The organism is Enterococcus sp. SB12 (assembly GCF_030910025.2).
GTDB classification, from domain to species: Bacteria; Bacillota; Bacilli; order Lactobacillales; family Enterococcaceae; genus Enterococcus_B; species Enterococcus_B faecium.
In genome coordinates this window covers 932501-953420 of record NZ_CP175675.1, presented here as the reverse complement: position 1 = coordinate 953420, position 20920 = coordinate 932501, and the positions used below count along the sequence as shown (strand labels likewise).

Genomic DNA, 20920 nt, shown 5'->3' with positions numbered 1-20920 from the left:
ACAAATCAGCCATAAAATAAAAGGTAACAACTTAGTGAGCGATCCAAAAAGAAAGGCTAGTAAAAACAGATTTCTACGCTTACTCATTTACAGGTACCTCACTTTCAAAATGAACAATATCATCCGAGTGTTGCTTTGCTAAACATGCGACAGCTGCAATCATTCCATTTAAAATATTTAAGTCATTTCTTTTTAAAGAGTTTACTGTGAGTTCACTTGCAAAAAGGCCCAAGCCTTCTAAGGCGCTTGCAATATTTGTAGAATCTATTATTAAATCAACTGGATCGATTATTTTTTTATTCATTTTGTTTTATTCCTCCATTTGTTTGTGTTAGAATGAAGGCAGAATTAGGCTGTATTAGCCGTTGTGATGCCTTTAACTCTGTCCGCCAAGACTAAGTGAGTTAAGGCTTTTTTTCTGCCTTTATTCATGTTTTATCCTTCCAATTCAATACCTAATATACTGCTCAATAACTCAACTTGCTGATACAAAATTTCTTGATACTCTTCAATAGAAAGTCGTTCTTTAAACTCTGCTTGTACTAAATCGTTCAAGCCACGCAATACTCCGCTTACCGTTGGTTCTTCTGGTAGCAATTTTTGATAGTCCATTTGCTCGTACAAACATTCAAACGTTTCTTCTAGTGCTTTGCCTTTCAAGTTTGCTAACTCGCTTGCTGTGTCTTCTGTAAGAATTGTTGATAATACTTTTTCGATTGCTTTATTTTGTGTCGATTCCATTATTATTTCCTCCTATTAATCCCTTTGCCCCCACGGCTTGCGATTATTTTTGATGATTCATAAGCCATTTTTTTGTTTCTTCTTTAGAAAAAAAGATTAATCCGTCAATTTGAATAACTGGCAATCCCATACTCTCTAATTTAGAAAGTGAATTGTAACTAATGCCTAGCCATTTTGCCATTTCACCTTTTTTTAAAAAGTCCTTATCAACGTTAGCCACATTCTTTGCTTCGGCCATTGCTTCTTTAGTAATTTCGAAAACATACTCTTTTAAAGAAGCTGCCTGTTCGTCTGATAGCATTACTTGAAATCCGTTCATGTTTTTCACCTCTTATTACATTTATATAGTAATTATTTTACATATGTATAGTATCATCGTTTTAAATCATTTGCAAGCATATAGTTAAAAAAAACATATATATAGTAATTATGATTGCTAAAGAAATTAAAAATCGCTATACTTGTACTATAGAAGGAGGGGAAACTGTGCATAAAATTAATTTGAAAAATATCCTTGAAGAAAAAGGAAAAACTATGACTTGGCTACATGAGCAAACCAAAATATCAAAAAATACGCTTAGTTTAATATCTAATAATTCAAGTAAGGGGATTCAATTTGACACATTAGAAAAAATCTGCCTTGCCCTAGATATAACTCCTAATGATCTGATAATTATCAAAGAAGATTCCTATGATATGTCTATTTTGTCTGAAACATTTGAAGAATCGACACAAACTCATTATATTTTGGGGGAGTATATTCCCATGAGTAAAATGAAGGAAATGATTCAGAATGGAGGGATGACTACTGCAAACGATCCTTGGTTTATTGTTAAATACCCAGAGAATTTGAAGAATAATAAATTAATATATATAGAAGTAAGTATGCCTTCTCAAGAAGAATTAAGTAAAATTGATTTGGCTTTTATTACAAGTCTTACCGATCAAAGAAATAAAGAATTCTTTCAATCACTAGATGAAACAGAGATTTATTATTTCATTGAAAAAATTTTTAATTTCATTATCTTAAAAAGAATCGGGTTAACTAATGATCAGATTATAGTTGGCTTAAAAAATAAGCCAGAATCTGATAGTTATACCGCTTTTATTTTTGTAAAGAATGATAATGGCGATTATGTTTTAAATTAAACCCTTCCTCCACCGCCCCCACGGTTTGTTACACTATGGAGGAAAAAAATATGATTAAACAGTACGAAAAGAAAAATGGATCAAAAGCATGGATGTTTAAAGCTTATTTAGGAATTGATTCAGAAGGAAAGCAGCGTTTTACTACAAGACGTGGTTTTAAGACAAAAAAAGAAGCCCAACTAGAGTTGAGCCGTCTAAAAGTTGACATTAGCAAAAATGGATTCAAAAAAACTGACAAACTTACCTTCCAACAAGTCTATGATTTGTGGGTTGTTTATTATGAGCTTACGGTTAAGGAATCTACCTTTGTGAAACAAACAGAGCAATACAAAGTTCACATTTTACCATTTTTCGGGGATACATTGATTTCAAAAATTACTCCAGCAATGGTACAACAATTCGCAAATGAAAAAGTAAATAAGTTTGCTCGCTATCGTGAATTTGTTAGTAACACTTCACGAATTTTTGACTATGCCATCAAACTTAGATTAATTCATAATAACCCTTGTAAATCTATCACGATCCCAAAAGCAAAAAAAGATGTTGGCAGCAAAAAGAGAGAAAACTATTTTTCGAGGAATGAAATGCTAACTTTCTTGAACGCTTTAGAGAAGCACGAAAATATGAAGATAGCAACATTCTTTAGATTACTTTCAATGTCTTCTGCTCGTATGGGTGAAATTTTAGGACTTGAATGGCGATATGTAAATTTTGAGGATAATTATATCTCTATCACTCAAACACTCGCTAGAGGAAAGAATAGACGGCTTTACTTGGAAGAACCTAAAACGAATAGCTCAGCTAGAGATATTCCGCTGGATCAGATCACAATGGATTGGTTGAAGAAATGGCGCAAGAAACAAAGAGAAGAACTTTTGATTACCGGTCACAATTCATTGAAGCCAGATCAGCTTGTTTTTTCATCAGCGCTGGATAACTCATTTATTCAATTATCCAAACCTAGAAAATGGCTTCTCACTATTTTAAAACAAGAAAATCTAAAAACGATCACCATTCATGGTTTGCGGCATAGCGGAGCTGTAATGATGTTAGAGTCTGGTTCTACCTTAAAAGATATTCAAGATAGATTGGGGCATTCTGATATATCTGTTACTAGCGCTCACTATCTGCATATCACAGAAAAAAGAAAACGTGAAACAGTCAACCAAATGACAGATTATATCAATTCTGGGTCAATGTCTGGGTCAAAATAAAAAAAACCCCCAGAAACGTTAATTTCTAAGGGCTTAGTTAAGATAAAAGGAAGGTACAGGATTTGAACCTGCGCGCCGGTATTAGCCGGTTCGCCGGATTTCGAGTCCGGTGCATTACCACTCTGCCAACCTTCCGTAAGTACTATTTTTAAACTTTTTTCACGAAATGTCAAGCCTATTTCTAATAGATAAATAACAGAAATCGCTTTTTTTAGCAAAAAAGTCCATTGACAGTTTGCAGCCAACGGACTTACCGATCAAATTCATACTGATAGAACACTATCTGATTATTTCAGGATTATCTAATGCTAAAATCGAGTCAATTGTCCGTTTGATCAGTGCAATGATTTGTTCTTCTGTTGGATGCATGATGTTTGATGACATCAATGACGCTAAGCCAGTCACTGCTACCCATGTACCAGTATGCAGAGCATCGACATATTCATCCGATAATTGATTGTATCTTTCATCTTCTTTAACTATTTCACGGAAATAATTGTATGAAAAATCATGCATTTTCTTTCCGTCCCCATGTTCATCAATGTACAATGCCATGTAAAGACTATGATGCTTTTTTGCAAAGTAGATATAGTTCAAACCGAGATCAATGATTTTATCACCAGTACGTTCAATAGGGAAAACATCTTCTTTTAGTTGTTCAAAGATAGAATCCAGCAACGTATTTTTTAAATCTTCCATGTTTTTGAATTCCAGATAAATCGGCTGTGTCGAAATCCCCATCTTTTTAGCAATATTTCTCGCAGTAAATCCTTTAAACCCTTCCTTTGCAACAACATCATAAGCAGCTTTTAGAATTTGATCCTTGGTATAGACTTTTCTTCTCATTAAAACTCCCCCACTTCTTTACTGCAGTATATGTTGTTTTATTGTACCCTATTTTTAGCATTTTTTGCAAACATTTTACTCAAAACGTTATATTTTAAATTTTTTTTCAGTCTTCTTTAACTTTTTTTTGCAAAATTAAAAAAATTTGGTTAAATTCAATGGGTTCCCTTACATTTTTAGTTTTGACCTAAATGATAGTTGTCCAAATCTTTCATTTCAAGTTATAGTTAAAGAAAATGAAAAAGAAGATGTGTAATGGAAAACGAAACTGACGTTATTTATATTCATCCTCAAAAACGAATCGTTTCACAGAAAAGAAAGTATTTTTATCTTGGTTTTACAGGTGTTTTTTTTCTTTTTATTAGCTTGCTTTCTAATACTCCTACTGATAATTGGAGTGGATTGCTAACTATTCTTACCTCGCCAAGCAATCTTTTGACAGATTATTTTGCTTTAGGCGGTTTCGGAAGCGCATTCATAAATGTAGGGATTTTGACCTTACTTTCTGTGCTTTTAGCTTATCGGCACAAGGTGATTTTAAACGGTCCCTTATTTGCTTCGATTCTAACAGTTACCGGTTTCTCTTTTTTTGGCAAAAACTTTTATAATTCTATCTCAATCATTTAGGTGTGTATCTATACGCTGTATTTGTCAATAAACCTTTTTCTCAGTACATCATGATCGGACTGTTTGGTAGCGCATTATCACCGGTCGTTAGTTATATCACTTTTGGTATGCGTTTTCCTTTACTGATAGGTATTTTATTGGGGAATTTAGCTGGCATAGCAATTGGTCTACTTCTTCCGCCCTTAGCTGCTCAAACTTTAGTTTTCCATCGTGGATTCACACTTTATAATATTGGATTCACCTCTGGGTTGATTGCGATGACTTTTACTGCTGTTTTGAGGTTATTCAGCTATTTAATCGTCGAAAATACATTGGTTTTCAATGAATATCACTTTCCTCTCATTTGGATTATTTTTGGCTTTTTTTCGCTGACAGTCGGAATTGGTTTCTATTATAATTCCTTTCGGCTTTCGGGGATTCGAGAAATTTTCGATTCATCTGGAAAATTGACAACTGATTTCATTGCTAATTCTGGTATTGGTGCTACTTTGATCAACATGGGCTTAGTTGGTCTGATGCTGTCTTCTTATGTTTTGCTGGTTGGCGGTCAGTTAAATGGACCTGTCATCGGTGCTATTTTATCTGCGGTGGGTTTCAGTGCTTTTGGTTGTCATTTAAAAAACAGTTTTCCGATACTAGTCGGAATATTTATTGCTTCTTTGTTTGGAACTTTTCATGAGATCACCAGTACTGGCATGCTTGTTGCAGCTGTGTTTGGGACAGGTCTCGCGCCCATAAGCGGTTTTTACGGCAGTTTTTACGGTGTAATAGCTGGTGTGCTACATATTGCTCTTGTCCATAACGTCAGCACTTTGCACGGAGGACTAAATCTATATAACAGTGGTTTTTCAACTGGTTTCGTTGCAGGTATCCTTGTACCGATACTAGATAACTTTACCGCTGTCAGAAAGGAAAAAAAAGACACTTGGAAAAAGAATTATCAAAAAGAATCATCGATGAGCTTCTTACTTATTTATATTCCCATGAAATAACTGAAATACGTATTGGAGTAGAATTTGCTGAGGAAGGGCTTTTCATAGAGATACAGGGTACGGCAGAAACTCAGCCAGAAGATTTAGATGTACTTGCTGATTTGCTGAACAATCCTCGGGACCCTAGTATGGAAATCTACTATCAAGAACTATTAGGTAATCCCCGACATGATCGGGAAGATTATCATCTGTTAGGTAGTTTGATTGATGACGTGGAAATCATGTATGCCCAGCCGATTATCAATATTAAGATCTTTCGACGTGCTTCTCATTCCTATTATTAACCCTATTTTCTATTTATAAAAGACTGAATCAAAAAAGCAGCTCCTGAAAGTTCGATTAAAATCTACTTTCAGGAGCTGTTCAAGCTTGACATTATTGATTTTCCAATCCTTCATACACTTCATCTGTTACAGGTTCTAAAAACTCTGAATTACCAGCAGTGATCGCCAAATGTTCAAACCAACTGTCTTTTGTCGCACCATGCCAATGTTTAATCCCTTTGTGCGTTACGACGACATCTCCAGCCATTAATCGTCTTGCTGGCTTTCCTTCTTCCTGATACCAGCCTTCTCCTCCGGTCACAAGTAAGATTTGATAGCCGTCTGTATGGACATGCCAGTGATTGCGACAACCTGGTTCAAAAGTTACATTACCTACACCAACAGAAACTTCGGGATCATTCACTAACATATTCAGATAGCTTTGCCCGGTAAATACTTGAGCGTAAGCTTCGTTTTTTTCACCTGCTGGAAAAATCACGCCATTGTGTATTTCTTCGTGTTTTGTCATCATTTACGCCTCTTTCTTATCTTCGCTATTTTCTTCTAAATAGATTTCTTTTGCTAAACTAAAAGCTGACCAAGCTTTTGGCCATCCTACATAAAAAGCTAAATGGGTAATGATTTCTGCTATTTCTTCACTAGTAATGCCATTTTGCTTGCCAATCTTCAGATGAGCTGGCAATTGTTCAAAATTTCCTCCTGAAATTAATGCAGATATGGTGATGATACTACGCTGATGAGCAGATAATTCTTCTCTGGACCATACTTGTCCAAATAAAACATCATCATTCAATTCTGCAAATTTTGGTGCAAAATCTCCTAATTGATCTCGTCCTGCGGTTTGTTTTTCTGCCATTTCTCTTATTCTCCCTTCACGACTGTTAGGTGATTCAACTATGGTTCTAAGGCAACTTTATTTTCTATTGTTTCTTCGCATTTCATTTTAAATGTAGTCTTTCAGCCTGTCCAATGCTTAGTTTATTCAGTCGATATGCTTTTTAAGCATAGTTGCTAACGCTTTTTTTATTTTTAAAAAAACAAGTTATTAAATAAGTCTTTAGTTGGATGTTTTTTTGAGATAAATCTTTTATACTTATGATGAACTTACAAAATTGTTTGTTTTCTGTCATATCAAAAAATGGCGCAGTTAGTTGCTTTTCTAGTAAAGTATAGTTAACAAAGAACCTCTAAGGAGTTGATGAATAATGAATATTGCTGCCTCTCGAAAACTGATAAATTTCATATCCATTATCGGATTAGGCCTATCAATCGCGCTGACGATTTATTTTATTAATTTAGGTGTTTTCAAAGATTTGAATGCGTTAAGAGGATTAGTAGGTGATTCCATCATTTTAGGACCGATTATTTTTGTCTTCATCCAAATCCTGCAAGTAGTTATTCCAATCATTCCTGGAGGGATCAGTACTGCAGCTGGTGTCCTGATATTTGGCCCTTATGCTGGATTTATCTATAACTATATTGGAATCTGCATTGGTTCGATTATCATTTTTCTGCTAGGGCGTCGTTATGGAAAGCCATTCATACTTTCCATGATTAGCGATAAGACATATAACAAATATATTGGCTGGCTGGATAATCAAAACCGTTTTGAGAAGCTGTTTGCTCTAGCTATTTTTCTTCCAGTTGCTCCTGACGATGCGTTATGTTTGATGGCTGGATTGACAAACATGTCAGTGAAACGATATACACTAATCATTTTGATTGCTAAACCACTGTCGATTTTCTTATATAGTATGGCCTTGATTTATGGAGGTCAATATCTAAGTGGTCTTCTTGGATAATATTTATTTTGTAAAATTAGTCATTGATTGACAATGTTAAATCTGGGAAAGGGTCTGCAAAACACACTGCACCCTTTCCTTTTTCATTAGATTTGCGCTACAATGTGAAGAGCAGGTGATAGGATGAATTATTTGAAACGTAGCTTAGGTAATGCTTGGGACTTTTTAAAAGGAACACAAGCTTATTTCCGTGATGTCTTGCTGATGCATGGCTTTATTTTATTTATTTGTTTACCCTTATTGAGCAGTACGACCCGTTTTATTTTACACCGAGGGGCAATTGACTATTTGTCTTATGACAATATTCCTTCAATTTTTTCTCAACATCCTGGGGTTCTACTCTCGTTAATCGTAGTTTTGATGACGATTTTACTGTTAGTTTATTTCGAATTTACTTTTCTTTTGATGAGTGTTTTTTTTATTAAAAAGAAAGAACCAATCTCTTTGAAGCAACTCTTACACTTGACGATACTTCAGCTGAAGAAAGTGAGACCCATTACTTTTTTGTTTTTCCTTGCTTATTTTTTATTGATTCTACCGATCAGCGGATTAAGTTTTAATTCTGATCTACTGTCAAAAATAAAAATCCCCACTTTCATTATGGATTTTATTTTTGCTAATCGTTGGATCATCGTCAGTTCCTTTTTACTCGTTTATATTTTCCTTGGCTATATTGGGATTCGACTGATTTTTGCTTTACCGGAAATGATTCTACGAGATCGTCCTTTTCGAGCAGCCATTCGGGAAAGCTGGTCATTGACCAAATCGCGTCTTTTGGCCATCACGGGCCAATTTATTGTGATTGGCGGTACGATTTTACTCCTTTCTTCTTTAGGATATATCGTTGTTATTTTGGCACAAAGTATGGTTGAACAATTTTTCCCAGACTATGCATTGATCAGCGCTGTGTTTGCTATGACGCTTTTACAAGGGATTTTATTATTCAATATCGTGATGTCTACCGTAGGGATTTTTTATATCATTGTTGATTTCATGGATGACGAAGGCTTCTTGCCTGAGATCCCTAAGTGGTTTATCCCACAAGCCCCCAACTTGCGTTTCTCTGCGCTGAAAAACACTGGTTTGACTCTTTTTGCAGTTTTTTTCGGTATTGGCGTCTGTCTTTACAATATGGATTATCTGACTTCAGCTGTTCAGACAAAACCAGTGACTGTCTCTCACAGAGGTGTGAGTACCCAAAATGGGGCGCAAAATACTTTAGAAGCACTTGAAAAAACAAGCAGAGACTATCATCCTGATTATGTAGAGATGGATGTTCAGGAAACAAAAGATGGTCATTTCGTAGTGATGCATGATGCAAATCTTCGTCACTTAACAGGGGTAAATGGAACACCACAGGATCTTACATTGAAAGAATTGACAAATCTTACAGTTACTGAAAACGGAGTGCAAGCCCCTGTTTGTTCTTTTGATTCTTATTTGGAAAAAGCACATAAGCTAAACCAAAAATTACTTATTGAGATCAAGACCTCTAAAAAAGATTCGGATGACCTTGTCGAACGATTTGTCCATAAATACCGCAAAGTTATCTTAGAGAACCATCATATTTTGCAAAGTTTGACGTACCAAACCGTTTCAGATTTAAAAGAAGCAGAACCAAACTTTTATGTGGGCTACATCTTACCTTTCAATATTGTTGGGCCCCCTGTGACGCCTGCTGATTTTCTGACAATGGAATATAGTACGATCAACCGTAACTTCATTAATTCTGCCCACCAAGACGGAAAAGAAGTATATGTATGGACAATCAACGATTCAGATGCCATGAGTCGCATGATGTTTTATGGTGTGGATGGTATCATAACCGATGAGATGGGACTACTAAATGAAAGTGTGAAACAAACAGATGAAGAAATCACTTATTCAGATAAACTGCTAAATTTTGTTTTGGGAGTCGGCTAATCAAAAATCGTTAATGAAAAAAGTCTTTATACAACAAAAAACGCATAACCTGCCACCGCAGGTATATGCGTTTTTTGTTTGACGCTCATAATGTGTGCTTAACTTTCTCTTGATTCCTTCATCGCACGAACAATAGCTAAAATAGCAGGAATTGCAGAGATCACTGCAAGAATAATTCCCATTTTCCCTGAACTTTTTCTTTTTGGCATATCTTCTCGCTCCCTTCTGTCTTTATTTATATTATAAGGGAGTTCTTGCGAATTCTCAAAAATACTGTTTAAGAAACCAATTCAGCAGGTGCGCTAATATCACAGAATTTTACGAGCATGCGATACTTGCTTTCATTGATAAGTTGATAGTCTCGTTGGTCATAACTTTCAACATACACGACAGCCGTGTTGATATATGTACGTTCAATACAGCCGATTAGTTCATGAGATACTCCGATCGGTTTGCATATATAAGATCTTCCTACTTCTGCTTTTACCATTTCATTCCCTCTTTTCTTTATTTTTATTTTGTTTTTTCTTTATTTTATAATAACAAATTACCTTGTATTTGAAAACGTTTTTATTCATTTTTTTATTTTTTATTTTGAGTATCTTTCTGCTTTTTAGATAACTATTTTTTAACACGATCTTAGACGTTGTGACAAAAACGTTTGTTTATATTCCTATGTTGTTCGTGCGTTTTTTTCTTTATATTGCTAAGTTATTTATAAAGAGGTGAGCATATGATTTATATTCAAGCAATAGTATTTGTAACCTTGATGATTGGGCTACTTATCGGATTAAAAGAAAATAGCTAAACCATTTAAGAAAAAATAAATAAGGAAAATGATAAATGCTTTTTAATTGCATCAAAAAACGTACGATGCTAAACTTGGTATAAGTTCGAAAGTTTAAAGGAAACTTTCAAGAACTAAATTACATTACAAAGGAGATGAATTTTATGACGTTTACAAAAACAAATATGCAATACCGCGTAGCTTTTGATACAACTTCTAACCGTTTTATGGCGATTGATGCACAAAACGAAAATAACGTTGCGTTTGGTATTACAATCGAACAAGCAGTCCGAGCATTAAACGAATCTAGATAAGGAGTGAACCATTCCAAATGGCGACTGATGAGATCTCGGAAAATCAATAAAAGACGTTTGTAACGGTAATCCGCGACAAACGTCTTTTTGTATTCATTACATATATTTGGAAATTGTCTCTCTTTATCTCTAGACCTAAACAAAAACACAAGTTCTAATATCAACCATCTCGTTTTTTATGACAATTTTGTTAGCTGTTTCGATGATAATATTCCGTTATTATCTGTATAATATTTAATATAATAAAAATAAAAAAGGAGATCTTTCATGAAAAAAATTTTAGGGTTGATCGTTATCATATTGATTGCTTTTATAGGATGGAAAGGTTGGGACTACTATCAGTCTACTTATGTAGGTAAAGATTATTATGCGGTAGTCAAAGCTCCAATGCCTGCAGAAACTGATATCAAAGCAGATAATGGGGAAGTAATTGGAAGAGGTTTTAAATACAACGTAGATGCTTATGCTGAAAACGGTGAAAAAAGACAGTTAGATTTCGATGTCATTACTTCTGGTGACTCTGCCAATGGTTCTGCTTACCCCGAAGGAACGATCTTGCAGTTGAAAGCAAGCGAAAAGCGGATCATAGAGAAAAAAGTAATTACCAGCGATAAGGTACCCTCATCTGTAAAAGAAAAATTAGGCCTATCTTAAGCTAAGAATATATCGCAAAAAAGCACTCGAAGTGAGTGCTTTTTTGCTTACTGATTCTAGAAAACAAAAAAACAGAATTAACCTTCGAAGTCAGCCTCACTGTTCTTAAAGTCCTAAAACAAACTAAAGAGCAAGGCAATCAATCGATTTCTATACAAACAAGGGACTGTGACAAACGTCTTGTCACAGCCCCTTATTCTGAATAAACGATGCAGTATGTTTGAGTACCTAAATGGGTACCAGTTTTCATTTTAAAGCGAACATGTTTCTATCACTGATTATTTAAATCTAGCGAAAAACCCTTATCTTACAGGCGTTCGTTCAATTCTTTAGCAAGATCTTCAAAGCCTGGTTTGCCTAGAAGTGCGAACATGTTTTTCTTGTAAGCTTCTACACCTGGTTGGTCGAATGGGTTGATTCCATTCAAGTAACCTGAAATACCTACAGCAATTTCAAAGAAGTACATTGTATAACCCAATGTATAAGCATCCATTTCTGGAATTTTGACTAGCAAGTTAGGCACGTCACCGTCTGTATGAGCAAGCAATGTTCCTTCAAATGCTTTTGTATTTACGAAGTCCACTTCTTTTCCTTGCAAGTAGCCTAGACCGTCTAAATCTTCTGCTTGTTCAGGAATTGTGATTGATTTACGAGGTTTTTCAACCTTCACAACTGTTTCAAAAATATTGCGACGTCCTTCTTGGATGAATTGTCCTAAAGAGTGCAAATCAGTTGAGAAGTTTGCGCTTGAAGGATAGATGCCTTTTTGGTCTTTTCCTTCAGATTCACCATACAATTGTTTCCACCATTCTGAGAAGTATTGCATTCCTGGTTCATAGTTGATCAACAACTCAGTTACTTTGCCTTTACGGTAAAGAATGTTGCGCATTGCTGCGTATTGGTAAGCTTCGTTTTCTTCTAGTTTGTCGCTTGAGTATGCTTTGCTTGCATCAGCGGCACCTTGCATCAATGCATCGATATCTGCACCACTAACAGCGATTGGTAACAAACCAACAGCAGTTAATACAGAGAAACGTCCGCCGATGTCATCAGGAATCACGAAAGTTTCCCAACCTTCTGCATCTGCTTCTACTTTAACTGCACCTTTTGCTTTATCTGTTGTAGCGTAGATACGTTTGTTTGCTTCTTCTTGTCCATATTTCTTAACAAGAAGCTCTTTGAATACACGGAACGCAATCGCTGGTTCAGTAGTTGTTCCAGATTTTGAAATAACGTTTACTGAAAAGTCGCGATCACCGATTACTTCGATCAAGTCAGCAATATATGTTGAGCTGATTGAATTTCCGGCAAAGAAGATTTGTGGTGCTTTTCTTGTGTTGCTATCTAATAAATTGAAGAATGTGTGATTCAAGAAGTCGATCGCTGCACGAGCGCCTAAATAAGAACCACCGATACCGATAACAACTAATACTTCAGAATCAGATTGGATTTTTTTAGCTGCTTCTTTGATACGTGCAAATTCTTCTTTGTCATAGTTCGTTGGTAAATCGATCCAGCCGCGGAAGTCGCTTCCTGCGCCAGTACCTTCCCGTAATTCGTTGTGGGCTGCTGTTACTTGGCTTTGCATGTACCCTAACTCTTGTTCGTTGACAAACGGTGCTACTTTTGAATAGTCAAAATGAATGTGTGCCATTTGTTCTCCTCCTTATAGGTTTACTCTACAGGTAATACTTTACGTTTTTTTTTATTATTTTTCAAGCAAATAAACAAAATGCTGACAATATTTCCAAGAAAGTTTCATTTTTCAAACTAAACCTTCTGCTGCCATTGCTTTGGCAACTTTTTCAAATCCAGCAACATTTGCTCCAAGAAGCAGATTTTTTTCGTCGCCGTACTCGGCTGCTGTTTGGCGACACGTATGGTAAATCGTTTCCATGATTTGATCCAGCTGCTCATCCACTTGCTCTCTTTCCCAAGTCAATCGCTGGGCGTTCTGACTCATTTCTAAAGCAGATACTGCTACTCCTCCAGCATTAGCAGCTTTTCCTGGACAATACCACACGCCTGCTTCATGAAGAACAGAAACAGCTTTTACTGTACATGGCATATTAGCGCCTTCTGCTACGATTTTGATCCCATTTTCTACTAAGATTTCGGCCAAGCTTTCGTCTATTTCATTTTGAGTAGCACATGGCAAAGCGATATCCGCTTTTTCTTTCAATGTCCAAACAGATTCTCCAGCATGATAAATAGCAGAAGGACGTTGGTTTGCGTATTCCGTCAAACGTTGTCTATTGATTTCTTTGACTTCTTTCAATAGTTTCACATCTATTCCTTCTGGATCATAGATGTACCCGCTAGAATCTGAACATGTAACAACTTTCCCGCCTAGCTCTTGCACTTTTTCGATTGCATAAATGGCTACATTCCCGCTTCCGGAAACAAAAACTGTTTTTTGATTAAATGAATCTTTTTCTTCGTTCAATAGATGTTTGACATAATACACTAATCCATAACCAGTAGCTTCCGTACGTATCTTACTTCCCCAAAAATCCAAAGGTTTACCTGTCAACACACCAGTATCATATTTTTTCAATCGTTTATATTCGCCGAACAAATAGCCGATTTCTCTAGCTCCTACACCGATATCTCCCGCAGGAACATCAATCGATGGGCCGATATGTTTTGACAATTCCAGCATGAAACTTTGACAAAAACGCATGATCTCATTATCAGATTTTCCTTTAGGATCGAAGTCACTTCCGCCTTTTCCTCCACCGATTGGCAGACCGGTTAAACTATTCTTGAAAATCTGTTCAAAAGCCAAAAATTTCAAGATACTTAGATTGACACTAGGATGGAAGCGCAATCCACCTTTATAAGGGCCGATAGCTGAGTTGTATTGGATACGGTACCCTCTATTTACTCGCCAGTTTCCTTCATCATCTTGCCAAGGCACTCGAAATTGAATAACTCTTTCTGGTTCCGTTAAAAGTTCTAAGATATTCTTTTCGATATATTCGGGATGAGTGTCCAAAAAAGACATAACCGTGGGCATGAATTCATCGATTGCTTGTAAAAATTCTTCTTGCCCTTGATCCTTTTGATGTAGCTTTTCTTGAATTGCTTGAACATATTCTGTTGCGTTTGTCATCGTTCCACGCTCCTTTGCTTATCTTCCCTCATTTTAGCTCATTTTCTCTTTTGGCTCAAAACATTTTTTTCTGTTTTCTTTCTTCAGATATGCTACACTTTCCTTGAGGTGAGGGAATGGAAAAACTGTATGATGTGATCGTAGTCGGCGCTGGAACAAGCGGGATGATGGCAGCGATCAGTGCAGCTGAACAAGGCGCACGCGTACTCTTGATCGAAAAAAACAAAAAAGCAGGAAAAAAACTACTGATGACAGGTGGTGGTCGGTGCAATGTTACGAACAATCGTCCTGTTGATGATTTGATTGCACATATTCCTGGAAATGGAAAGTTTTTATATAGTACGTTTGCGCAATGGAATAATTTCGATATCATGAACTTCTTTGAATCACAAGGCGTACATTTAAAAGAAGAGGATCATGGACGGATGTTTCCTGTAACAAATAAATCAAAAACGATTATCGAAGCATTGCTCAATCGTCTGAAAGAACTAGATGTGACGCTTCTATTCTCTACTCGAGTAGAGAAATTGATCCACAAAGAACATAAAATTTACGGTATACGCACGGAATTCGAAGAGTTCCATGCTCCTGCCATTATCTTAACAACTGGTGGACGGACTTATCCATCTACTGGTTCTACTGGAGATGGGTACAAGATCGTGAAGCGAGTGGGTCACACGGTGACGCCTCTTTATGCGACAGAGTCCCCCTTGATATCGGATGAACCGTATATTCAGGAGAAAACACTTCAAGGGCTTTCTTTACAAGACATCACTTTACGCGTTTTAAATAAAAAAGGTCGTGTATTGACTGAACATACGATGGATTTACTTTTCACCCATTTCGGTATTTCTGGTCCGGCTGCACTGCGTTGTTCAAGTTTTGTCAATAAAGAATTAGAGAAAACGGGAGAACCAGTGACACTTTCTCTGGATTGTTTCCCTACACAAACCAAACAAGAGCTTATTCATATATTGACAGAAAAAAGTAAAGCAACCAAAAAGAACTTGGTCAATGCTTGGCATGGTATATTGCCTGAGCGATTGTTAGTTTTCTTTCTTGAGCGGCTTGAAATGGATCATCTGACAGGACAACAAGCCTCTCAAAAACAAATTCAAGATTTTGTTCAACTATGCAAAGAGTTTAAGCTATCAATCAACAAAACTTTTCCTATTGAGAAATCATTTGTAACTGGCGGAGGGGTTTCTCTAAAGGAAATTTATCCTAAAACATTGGAGAGTAAAATCATTGATGGTCTGTATTTTGCGGGAGAATTACTGGATGTCAATGGTTATACTGGCGGCTTTAATATCACAGCGGCTTTCGCTACAGGGCATGTAGCAGGAATGAATGCCGGGCAAAGAGCATAATGTATAAAAAAGAAAGAAGGAGACTGGACAAACAACATCCCGGCCTCCTTCTTTCTTTTATACGTATGATTTATTGTTTTATATCTGCAAATTGTCCGCTCGTTAATGCACAGATATCTTGAGGTGCTAACTCCATCTGTAGCCCTCTTCTGCCAGCCGAGACAATGATTTGTTCATAGCTTTCTGCAATTTGATCTAAATAAGTAGGAAATAGTTTTTTCATACCTATAGGCGAGCAGCCACCACGTATGTATCCGGTCGTTGCTTCCAAATCTTTTAAATGGAGCATTTCTACTTTTTTATTCCCTGAAACTTTTGCTAATTTTTTTAGATTCAATTCGGCTTCTCCCGGTATCACAGCAACAAGAGGCCCCGTCACATTGCCCACAGCAACCAGTGTTTTAAATATACGAGATTGGCTTTCTGGAAGCTGTTCAGCGACCGATGACGCACTTAGGTGGCTTTCGTCCCACTCATATTCGTGCTCTGTATAGGGAATCTTTTTTTGTTCGACCATACGGATTGCATTCGTTTTTACTATTTTTTTCTTTGCCAAAAAATATCACCTCAAACTTGTTCTACAACGGTTCATTTAATAATTGAATAATTTGCTTCAATGCTTTGACCGGTAATTGTCCTGGAGCAGAAGTAGAATCGCTGCTTAAGGAACCAAATGTCATAACGGAACCCGTCGTTCCGCCAGCCAGACGAGAAATTTTACCAAGATTTCCCATGGACATCGTAATAATAGGCATGGAGACAAAAGCATTTGCCCGTCTAGTCAACTCCATCAACCGCAAAACATCTCGTTCATTATTGGGAGTTACTGCCAGTTTTCCGATATCGGCTCCAAAATGTTCCATAACATTCAATCGGTAAAGCAAGACAGGGTCTGCTGGTGTTTCTTTAAAATCATGACTACTGATAATTAAAGGAATGTTTAAAGACTTGATTTCCTCTATCAGTCTTTTTCCTAGACTTTCTACTTTGAACAACTCGATATCGACCATATCTACTAATCCTGTGTGTATCACATGTTCATAAAGGTCGCGATACTGACGGATCGATATGTCTTGTTCTCCGCCTTCAGCTAAGGTACGAAACGTAAATAATAACGGCAGTCCATCAAGCATCTCATGGATAAGAACCAATGTTTCTGCTACTTCATCAAAAGAAAAAACTTCACGATAATGATCGACTCGCCATTCGACTAAATCGGCCCCTGCTTCACGTGCAAGAACTGCTTCACGTAATACTTCCTCTCGGACGGCCCCGATAAGAGGCGCACAAATCTTTGGTCTACCGCTTCCTATATTCAATCCCTTTACCCGAACCATTCTGCATCGCTCCTTCTAATGGTTATTTTTAATTTGATAAACAAACACTTTCAGATAATTGCCTTCTAAAAAGGTATCCGTCGTCTGGAAATCTTTTGGCAGACGATATAAAGCAAGTTGTTCAAAAGAAACATTTTTGGCATGGAATTCCTCTTCAATCATTGTTTGGAATTGTTCTATCGAGACATTCGCAGCATTTGTAGACGCAATAAGTATCCCGTCTTCTGCTAAAATATTCAGACTATCCTTGACCAGTTCCCCATAATCTTTTGCTACGCGAAAGACTTTTTTCTTATTTCTGGCAAAACTTGGTGGATCCAATACAATCATGTCATATAAAAATTGTTTTCTTTTGGCGTATTTGAAATACTCGAATACGTCCATAACAATGATTTTTTGCTGATCGACATCCAAACCATTCACTTCAAACTGTTCCTGTGTTTTTTTTAAACTGCGTTTTGCTAGATCGACACTTGTTGTTTCGATTGCCCCTCCCATTGCGGCAGCAACAGAAAAGGCGCCGGTATAACTAAACATGTTCAAAACTGTTTTCCCAGAAGCGAAACCTTCTGCTAATGATCCCCGTACTTCTTTTTGGTCTAAAAAGATCCCAGTCATTAATCCTTCATTTAAATAAACGGCAAATTTTACTCCGTTTTCTTTTACGATCAAGGGTTCCGGTGCCTCTTTTCCGTAAATGAACTGGCTCTCAGGCAGATTTACTGATTCAAATCGAATTTTCTCATAGCCTCCTACGATTTCCGGGTAGATTTCACGAAAAGCTTGAATCAATAATTCACGATGTGCATATAACGTTTCGTTATACCAAGAAAAAACAGCATAACCTGCATAATAATCAACAATCAGACCGCCGATCCCGTCTCCTTCTCCATTGAATATACGAAAAGCGGTAGTAGAATCATCTGAAAAAAAGAAAGTTCTTTTTTCTTTTGACTTCACAAAAAATTCTTCAAAAAAAGATTGATCAAATGGGATGTTCTGCTGGCTCAATACCCAACCGATTCCCTTATTCTGCTTTCCTAGATATCCTTTTGCGATAAATTGGTTTTGCGAATCAACTAATTCCACGCATTGCGTGGTTTCTTTTTGGGGATGAGCAAGGTCTTCTTTTTGGATCAGTGGATATCCTTTTTTCAATCGATTGCTTGCTCTTTTTTTTACTTTTACTTTCATTCCTTCACCTGCTTTAGCTTTCTCTTCCCAAGTATAACAAAAAACATAGGACTTGTCTTACTGCTCATTTTTTCATGAAGCTTAAAGAAAACCTTAATGAAACAGCATAAACTTCTGGTTTCAATTGACACTATATTGTCATACTAGTAAAATAAATGAGAATAAGTGAGCTGTGTAACATGGTTTCATGACACTTCTGTGATTAAGAAGTGCAGAAAGGAAGATTATCTTGAAATGTATAAAAACACCTGCCTTTTTGAATAAGAGGCTCGGATTTTTTTCTTTACTAGTCGTTTTACTTTGGTTGAAAACGATTTTTGCCTATTTAGTTGATTTCCATCTCGGAATCGAAAGTGGCATTCAATACTTTATCTTGTTTATCAACCCTATTGCAACTACATTGTTATTACTTGGAATTGCTCTTTATATCAGACGCCCTAGAGTTGCTTATATCACGATGATGGTCATTTATTTTCTTTTGACATTGCTTGTTTTTTCGAATGTCACTTATTATCGAGAATTCACGGACTTCATTACGATCAACACGATTTTAGGTGCTGGGAAAGTAGCGAGTGGTCTGGGAGAAAGTGCCATTCGACTGTTTCGCCCATATGATGTGATCTATTGGATCGATTTTATTATCTTGACTGTTCTGCTGATTGCAAAAAAAATCAAGTTGGACCCTCGCCCGATCCGAGCAAGAATGGCTTTTGCGATCTCTACATTAGCAGTTATGATTTTCTCAGGAAATCTTTTTATGGCGGAAGCTGATCGTCCAGAATTGCTGACTCGAACATTCTCTCGTGATTATTTGGTCAAATATCTTGGCTTGAATGCTTTCATGGTTTATGACGGTGTTCAAACTTACCAGACAAACCAAGTGCGGGCAGAAGCAAGTCCCAATGATATGAAAGAAGTAGAAAATTATGTAAAAGAACATTATGCAGCACCAAATGACGATTTGTTCGGGCTCGCTAGAGGAAAAAATGTGATTTATATCCATTTAGAAAGCTTCCAGCAATTCCTGATCGATTATAAATTGACAGATGAGAATGGTCTCCAGCATGAAGTTACACCTTTCATCAATAGTCTTTACCACAGCAACAGCACGTTCAGTTTTGACAACTTTTTCCATCAAGTAAAAGCAGGAAAAACAAGCGATGCGGAAACGCTGATGGAAAATTCATCGTTTGGCTTGAATCAAGGCTCCTTGTTCACACAATTAGGCGGAAAAAATACTTTCCAAGCTGCACCTGATATTTTAAGTCAAACACAAGGTTACACTAGTGCGGTATTCCATGGGAACGCTGGTACATTCTGGAATCGAAACGAGACATACAAGAATTTAGGATATGATTATTTCTTTGATTCTTCTTATTATGATGTTAATGATGACAATTCGTTCCAATACGGGTTGCATGATAAACCATTTTTCCAACAATCCGTACAATACTTGGAACGTCTGCAACAACCATTTTATTCAAAATTCATTGCTGTATCTAACCATTATCCTTATTCAAAATTCACCAATGACGAAGCAGGATTCCCGTTAGCCAATACAAATGATGAAACGATCAACGGTTACTTTGCGACAGCCAATTATTTAGATACCGCCGTACAAGAATTCTTCAATTATTTGAAAGAAAGCGGCTTGTATGATAATTCAGTCATCGTCCTTTACGGTGACCATTACGGTGTCTCGAATTCAAGAAATAAAAATCTAGCTGAATTAGTTGGAAAAACAAGTTCTACTTGGACAAACTACGACAATGCACAAATGCAGCGTGTCCCTTATATGATCCATATCCCTGGACAAACACAGGGCGGAATCAATCACACTTACGGCGGACAAGTTGATGCCTTGCCTACATTACTTCACTTACTAGGTGTAGATACAAAAAATTATATTCAGTTAGGACAAGATCTATTCTCGAAAGATCATGAACAGCTTGTTTCTTTCCGTGATGGTGATTTTGTTACACCAAAATATACTTACTACGGTGGTACGATCTATAGTAACGAAACTGGTGAAGCTATTACTGAACCTACTGAGGAAGTACAGAATGAAATTGATTCACTGAAAGAAAAAGTTGATAAACAGTTAGCTGTTTCTGACCAAATCAATAATGGTGATCTTCTTCGGTTCTATACGAATAGTGGATTAGACCCAATTGATACCAGTGATTATGACTACAAGAATGGCTTAGAGAAATTAAAAGAAGCTGAAAAATCTCTTGGTGACAAGTCAACTAGTGTCTTTAGTGAACACAACGGACAATCAACTGTTGATCTTTATAAAACGCAAACGTACCAAGAACTTCACGGAACGACCACAAGTTCTTCCGAATGATAAAATAAATTTAAAAGGAGCAGCGACAAAATTATTGTCGCTGCTCCTCTTTTCGAATAAACAGTGTTCAAAAGCTTGCATCTACGGTAATAGAATAGGGCAGCTTCTTCACAACCTCTTGCTTTTTACAAAATATTTTCTGGTTTTAATTCGTGATTTCACTAAAGGAATTTCATACTTTATTCATATTCATTTTCTATACTTTTTATAGAGGTGAAAAG

At 36.6% G+C, this 20920-nt stretch carries 21 protein-coding genes, 1 tRNA gene and 1 pseudogene; 10 read left to right on the top strand and 13 right to left on the bottom strand.

All coding sequences use genetic code 11. The annotated features are described in order from the left end of the window. Positions 1-79: 79 nt before the first annotated feature. The 3 genes from RBL01_RS04625 to RBL01_RS04615 form a co-directional block, all read right to left on the bottom strand. Positions 80-304, bottom strand: a complete 225-nt coding sequence (locus RBL01_RS04625) for a hypothetical protein (protein ID WP_307780939.1) — start codon at positions 302-304, stop codon at positions 80-82. Between the two features lie 131 nt (positions 305-435). Then, positions 436-741, bottom strand: a complete 306-nt coding sequence (locus tag RBL01_RS04620) for a hypothetical protein (protein ID WP_307780940.1) — start codon at positions 739-741, stop codon at positions 436-438. A gap of 43 nt (positions 742-784) precedes the next feature. Beyond that, positions 785-1060, bottom strand: a complete 276-nt coding sequence (locus RBL01_RS04615; RefSeq protein WP_087064045.1) for a DNA-binding protein — start codon at positions 1058-1060, stop codon at positions 785-787. 167 nt (positions 1061-1227) lie between these two features. Here RBL01_RS04615 and RBL01_RS04610 point away from each other — a divergent pair, with 167 nt between their 5' ends. Both RBL01_RS04610 and RBL01_RS04605 read left to right on the top strand, forming a co-directional pair. Next, on the top strand, positions 1228-1890 hold the full coding sequence (locus tag RBL01_RS04610) for a helix-turn-helix domain-containing protein (RefSeq protein ID WP_230341031.1): 663 nt from the start codon (positions 1228-1230) through the stop codon (positions 1888-1890). A gap of 50 nt (positions 1891-1940) precedes the next feature. Continuing rightward, on the top strand, positions 1941-3104 hold the full coding sequence (locus RBL01_RS04605) for a site-specific integrase (RefSeq protein WP_307780941.1): 1164 nt from the start codon (positions 1941-1943) through the stop codon (positions 3102-3104). A gap of 47 nt (positions 3105-3151) precedes the next feature. Here RBL01_RS04605 and RBL01_RS04600 read toward each other — a convergent pair. Both RBL01_RS04600 and RBL01_RS04595 read right to left on the bottom strand, forming a co-directional pair. Then, positions 3152-3239, bottom strand: a tRNA-Ser gene (locus RBL01_RS04600). Positions 3240-3383: 144 nt separating this feature from the next. Beyond that, positions 3384-3950 (bottom strand): TetR/AcrR family transcriptional regulator, encoded by a 567-nt coding sequence (locus tag RBL01_RS04595; RefSeq protein WP_002296332.1) that lies wholly within the window; start codon positions 3948-3950, stop codon positions 3384-3386. Between the two features lie 255 nt (positions 3951-4205). On the opposite strand from RBL01_RS04595, the pseudogene RBL01_RS04590 reads away from it, so the two are divergent. Then, a pseudogene (locus RBL01_RS04590) lies at positions 4206-5537 on the top strand (DUF1576 domain-containing protein). Beyond that, complete coding sequence (locus RBL01_RS04585) at positions 5503-5853, top strand: hypothetical protein (RefSeq protein ID WP_002296335.1); 351 nt, start codon at positions 5503-5505, stop codon at positions 5851-5853. The pseudogene RBL01_RS04590 and the gene RBL01_RS04585 overlap by 35 nt, the downstream one beginning before the upstream one ends. A 91-nt stretch (positions 5854-5944) precedes the next feature. On the opposite strand, the gene RBL01_RS04580 is transcribed toward RBL01_RS04585, so the two are convergent. Next, entirely contained in the window at positions 5945-6364 is a 420-nt protein-coding gene (locus RBL01_RS04580; protein ID WP_002317579.1) for a cupin domain-containing protein, read from the bottom strand. Then, positions 6365-6709 (bottom strand): carboxymuconolactone decarboxylase family protein, encoded by a 345-nt coding sequence (locus RBL01_RS04575; RefSeq protein WP_002296337.1) that lies wholly within the window; start codon positions 6707-6709, stop codon positions 6365-6367. It lies immediately after the preceding gene. 349 nt (positions 6710-7058) lie between these two features. On the opposite strand from RBL01_RS04575, the gene RBL01_RS04570 reads away from it, so the two are divergent. Together RBL01_RS04570 and RBL01_RS04565 are read left to right on the top strand one after the other, a co-directional pair. Beyond that, positions 7059-7655: a TVP38/TMEM64 family protein gene (locus tag RBL01_RS04570; protein WP_002287776.1), complete on the top strand. Its 597-nt coding sequence runs from the start codon at positions 7059-7061 to the stop codon at positions 7653-7655. 123 nt (positions 7656-7778) lie between these two features. After that, positions 7779-9578, top strand: a complete 1800-nt coding sequence (locus RBL01_RS04565) for a glycerophosphoryl diester phosphodiesterase membrane domain-containing protein (protein WP_002317578.1) — start codon at positions 7779-7781, stop codon at positions 9576-9578. Positions 9579-9855: 277 nt separating this feature from the next. Here the strand turns inward: RBL01_RS04565 and RBL01_RS04560 are convergent, their stop codons facing one another. Next, entirely contained in the window at positions 9856-10068 is a 213-nt protein-coding gene (locus RBL01_RS04560) for a hypothetical protein (RefSeq protein WP_002297633.1), read from the bottom strand. A 461-nt stretch (positions 10069-10529) separates the two neighbouring features. Here RBL01_RS04560 and RBL01_RS04555 point away from each other — a divergent pair, with 461 nt between their 5' ends. Next, the gene (locus tag RBL01_RS04555; protein WP_002293931.1) at positions 10530-10679 is read left to right on the top strand and encodes a hypothetical protein; all 150 of its coding nucleotides are present in this window, start codon (positions 10530-10532) and stop codon (positions 10677-10679) included. 267 nt (positions 10680-10946) lie between these two features. Beyond that, on the top strand, positions 10947-11333 hold the full coding sequence (locus tag RBL01_RS04550) for a YxeA family protein (RefSeq protein WP_002288573.1): 387 nt from the start codon (positions 10947-10949) through the stop codon (positions 11331-11333). Positions 11334-11640: 307 nt separating this feature from the next. Here RBL01_RS04550 and RBL01_RS04545 read toward each other — a convergent pair whose 3' ends face one another. After that, the gene (locus RBL01_RS04545) at positions 11641-12987 is read right to left on the bottom strand and encodes a glucose-6-phosphate isomerase (protein WP_002288574.1); all 1347 of its coding nucleotides are present in this window, start codon (positions 12985-12987) and stop codon (positions 11641-11643) included. A gap of 111 nt (positions 12988-13098) precedes the next feature. Continuing rightward, the gene (gene gdhA, locus RBL01_RS04540; protein ID WP_002317577.1) at positions 13099-14448 is read right to left on the bottom strand and encodes an NADP-specific glutamate dehydrogenase; all 1350 of its coding nucleotides are present in this window, start codon (positions 14446-14448) and stop codon (positions 13099-13101) included. A gap of 116 nt (positions 14449-14564) precedes the next feature. Here gdhA and RBL01_RS04535 point away from each other — a divergent pair, with 116 nt between their 5' ends. Beyond that, positions 14565-15818, top strand: a complete 1254-nt coding sequence (locus tag RBL01_RS04535) for an NAD(P)/FAD-dependent oxidoreductase (protein ID WP_002288576.1) — start codon at positions 14565-14567, stop codon at positions 15816-15818. Between the two features lie 70 nt (positions 15819-15888). Here the strand turns inward: RBL01_RS04535 and ybaK are convergent, their stop codons facing one another. From ybaK to RBL01_RS04520, 3 genes are read right to left on the bottom strand one after another with little or no spacing between them, the layout of a single operon-like run. After that, on the bottom strand, positions 15889-16374 hold the full coding sequence (gene ybaK, locus RBL01_RS04530; RefSeq protein WP_002288577.1) for a Cys-tRNA(Pro) deacylase: 486 nt from the start codon (positions 16372-16374) through the stop codon (positions 15889-15891). 22 nt (positions 16375-16396) lie between these two features. Then, positions 16397-17155 carry a type I 3-dehydroquinate dehydratase gene (aroD, locus tag RBL01_RS04525; protein WP_002293935.1) on the bottom strand — a complete coding sequence of 253 codons (759 nt, stop codon included), beginning with the start codon at positions 17153-17155 and terminating at the stop codon, positions 16397-16399. Positions 17156-17170: 15 nt separating this feature from the next. Then, a complete protein-coding gene (locus tag RBL01_RS04520; RefSeq protein ID WP_307780942.1) occupies positions 17171-18349 on the bottom strand; it encodes a class I SAM-dependent rRNA methyltransferase in 1179 nt (392 codons plus the stop codon). Positions 18350-18578: 229 nt separating this feature from the next. Here RBL01_RS04520 and RBL01_RS04515 point away from each other — a divergent pair, with 229 nt between their 5' ends. Continuing rightward, positions 18579-20699: an LTA synthase family protein gene (locus RBL01_RS04515; protein ID WP_307780943.1), complete on the top strand. Its 2121-nt coding sequence runs from the start codon at positions 18579-18581 to the stop codon at positions 20697-20699. Positions 20700-20920: the final 221 nt, after the last annotated feature.

Excerpts from the sequence above, each read along its gene's own strand:
- RBL01_RS04625 (WP_307780939.1), bottom strand. The coding sequence starts at position 304 with ATGAATAAAAAAATAATCGATCCAGTTGATTTAATAATAGATTCTACA.
- RBL01_RS04620 (WP_307780940.1), bottom strand. The coding sequence starts at position 741 with ATGGAATCGACACAAAATAAAGCAATCGAAAAAGTATTATCAACAATT.
- RBL01_RS04615 (WP_087064045.1), bottom strand. The coding sequence starts at position 1,060 with ATGAACGGATTTCAAGTAATGCTATCAGACGAACAGGCAGCTTCTTTA.
- RBL01_RS04605 (WP_307780941.1), top strand. The coding sequence starts at position 1,941 with ATGATTAAACAGTACGAAAAGAAAAATGGATCAAAAGCATGGATGTTT.
- RBL01_RS04595 (WP_002296332.1), bottom strand. The coding sequence starts at position 3,950 with ATGAGAAGAAAAGTCTATACCAAGGATCAAATTCTAAAAGCTGCTTAT.
- RBL01_RS04580 (WP_002317579.1), bottom strand. The coding sequence starts at position 6,364 with ATGATGACAAAACACGAAGAAATACACAATGGCGTGATTTTTCCAGCA.
- RBL01_RS04575 (WP_002296337.1), bottom strand. The coding sequence starts at position 6,709 with ATGGCAGAAAAACAAACCGCAGGACGAGATCAATTAGGAGATTTTGCA.
- RBL01_RS04570 (WP_002287776.1), top strand. The coding sequence starts at position 7,059 with ATGAATATTGCTGCCTCTCGAAAACTGATAAATTTCATATCCATTATC.
- RBL01_RS04565 (WP_002317578.1), top strand. The coding sequence starts at position 7,779 with ATGAATTATTTGAAACGTAGCTTAGGTAATGCTTGGGACTTTTTAAAA.
- RBL01_RS04560 (WP_002297633.1), bottom strand. The coding sequence starts at position 10,068 with ATGGTAAAAGCAGAAGTAGGAAGATCTTATATATGCAAACCGATCGGA.
- RBL01_RS04555 (WP_002293931.1), top strand. The coding sequence starts at position 10,530 with ATGACGTTTACAAAAACAAATATGCAATACCGCGTAGCTTTTGATACA.
- RBL01_RS04550 (WP_002288573.1), top strand. The coding sequence starts at position 10,947 with ATGAAAAAAATTTTAGGGTTGATCGTTATCATATTGATTGCTTTTATA.
- RBL01_RS04545 (WP_002288574.1), bottom strand. The coding sequence starts at position 12,987 with ATGGCACACATTCATTTTGACTATTCAAAAGTAGCACCGTTTGTCAAC.
- gdhA (WP_002317577.1), bottom strand. The coding sequence starts at position 14,448 with ATGACAAACGCAACAGAATATGTTCAAGCAATTCAAGAAAAGCTACAT.
- RBL01_RS04535 (WP_002288576.1), top strand. The coding sequence starts at position 14,565 with ATGGAAAAACTGTATGATGTGATCGTAGTCGGCGCTGGAACAAGCGGG.
- aroD (WP_002293935.1), bottom strand. The coding sequence starts at position 17,155 with ATGGTTCGGGTAAAGGGATTGAATATAGGAAGCGGTAGACCAAAGATT.
- RBL01_RS04520 (WP_307780942.1), bottom strand. The coding sequence starts at position 18,349 with ATGAAAGTAAAAGTAAAAAAAAGAGCAAGCAATCGATTGAAAAAAGGA.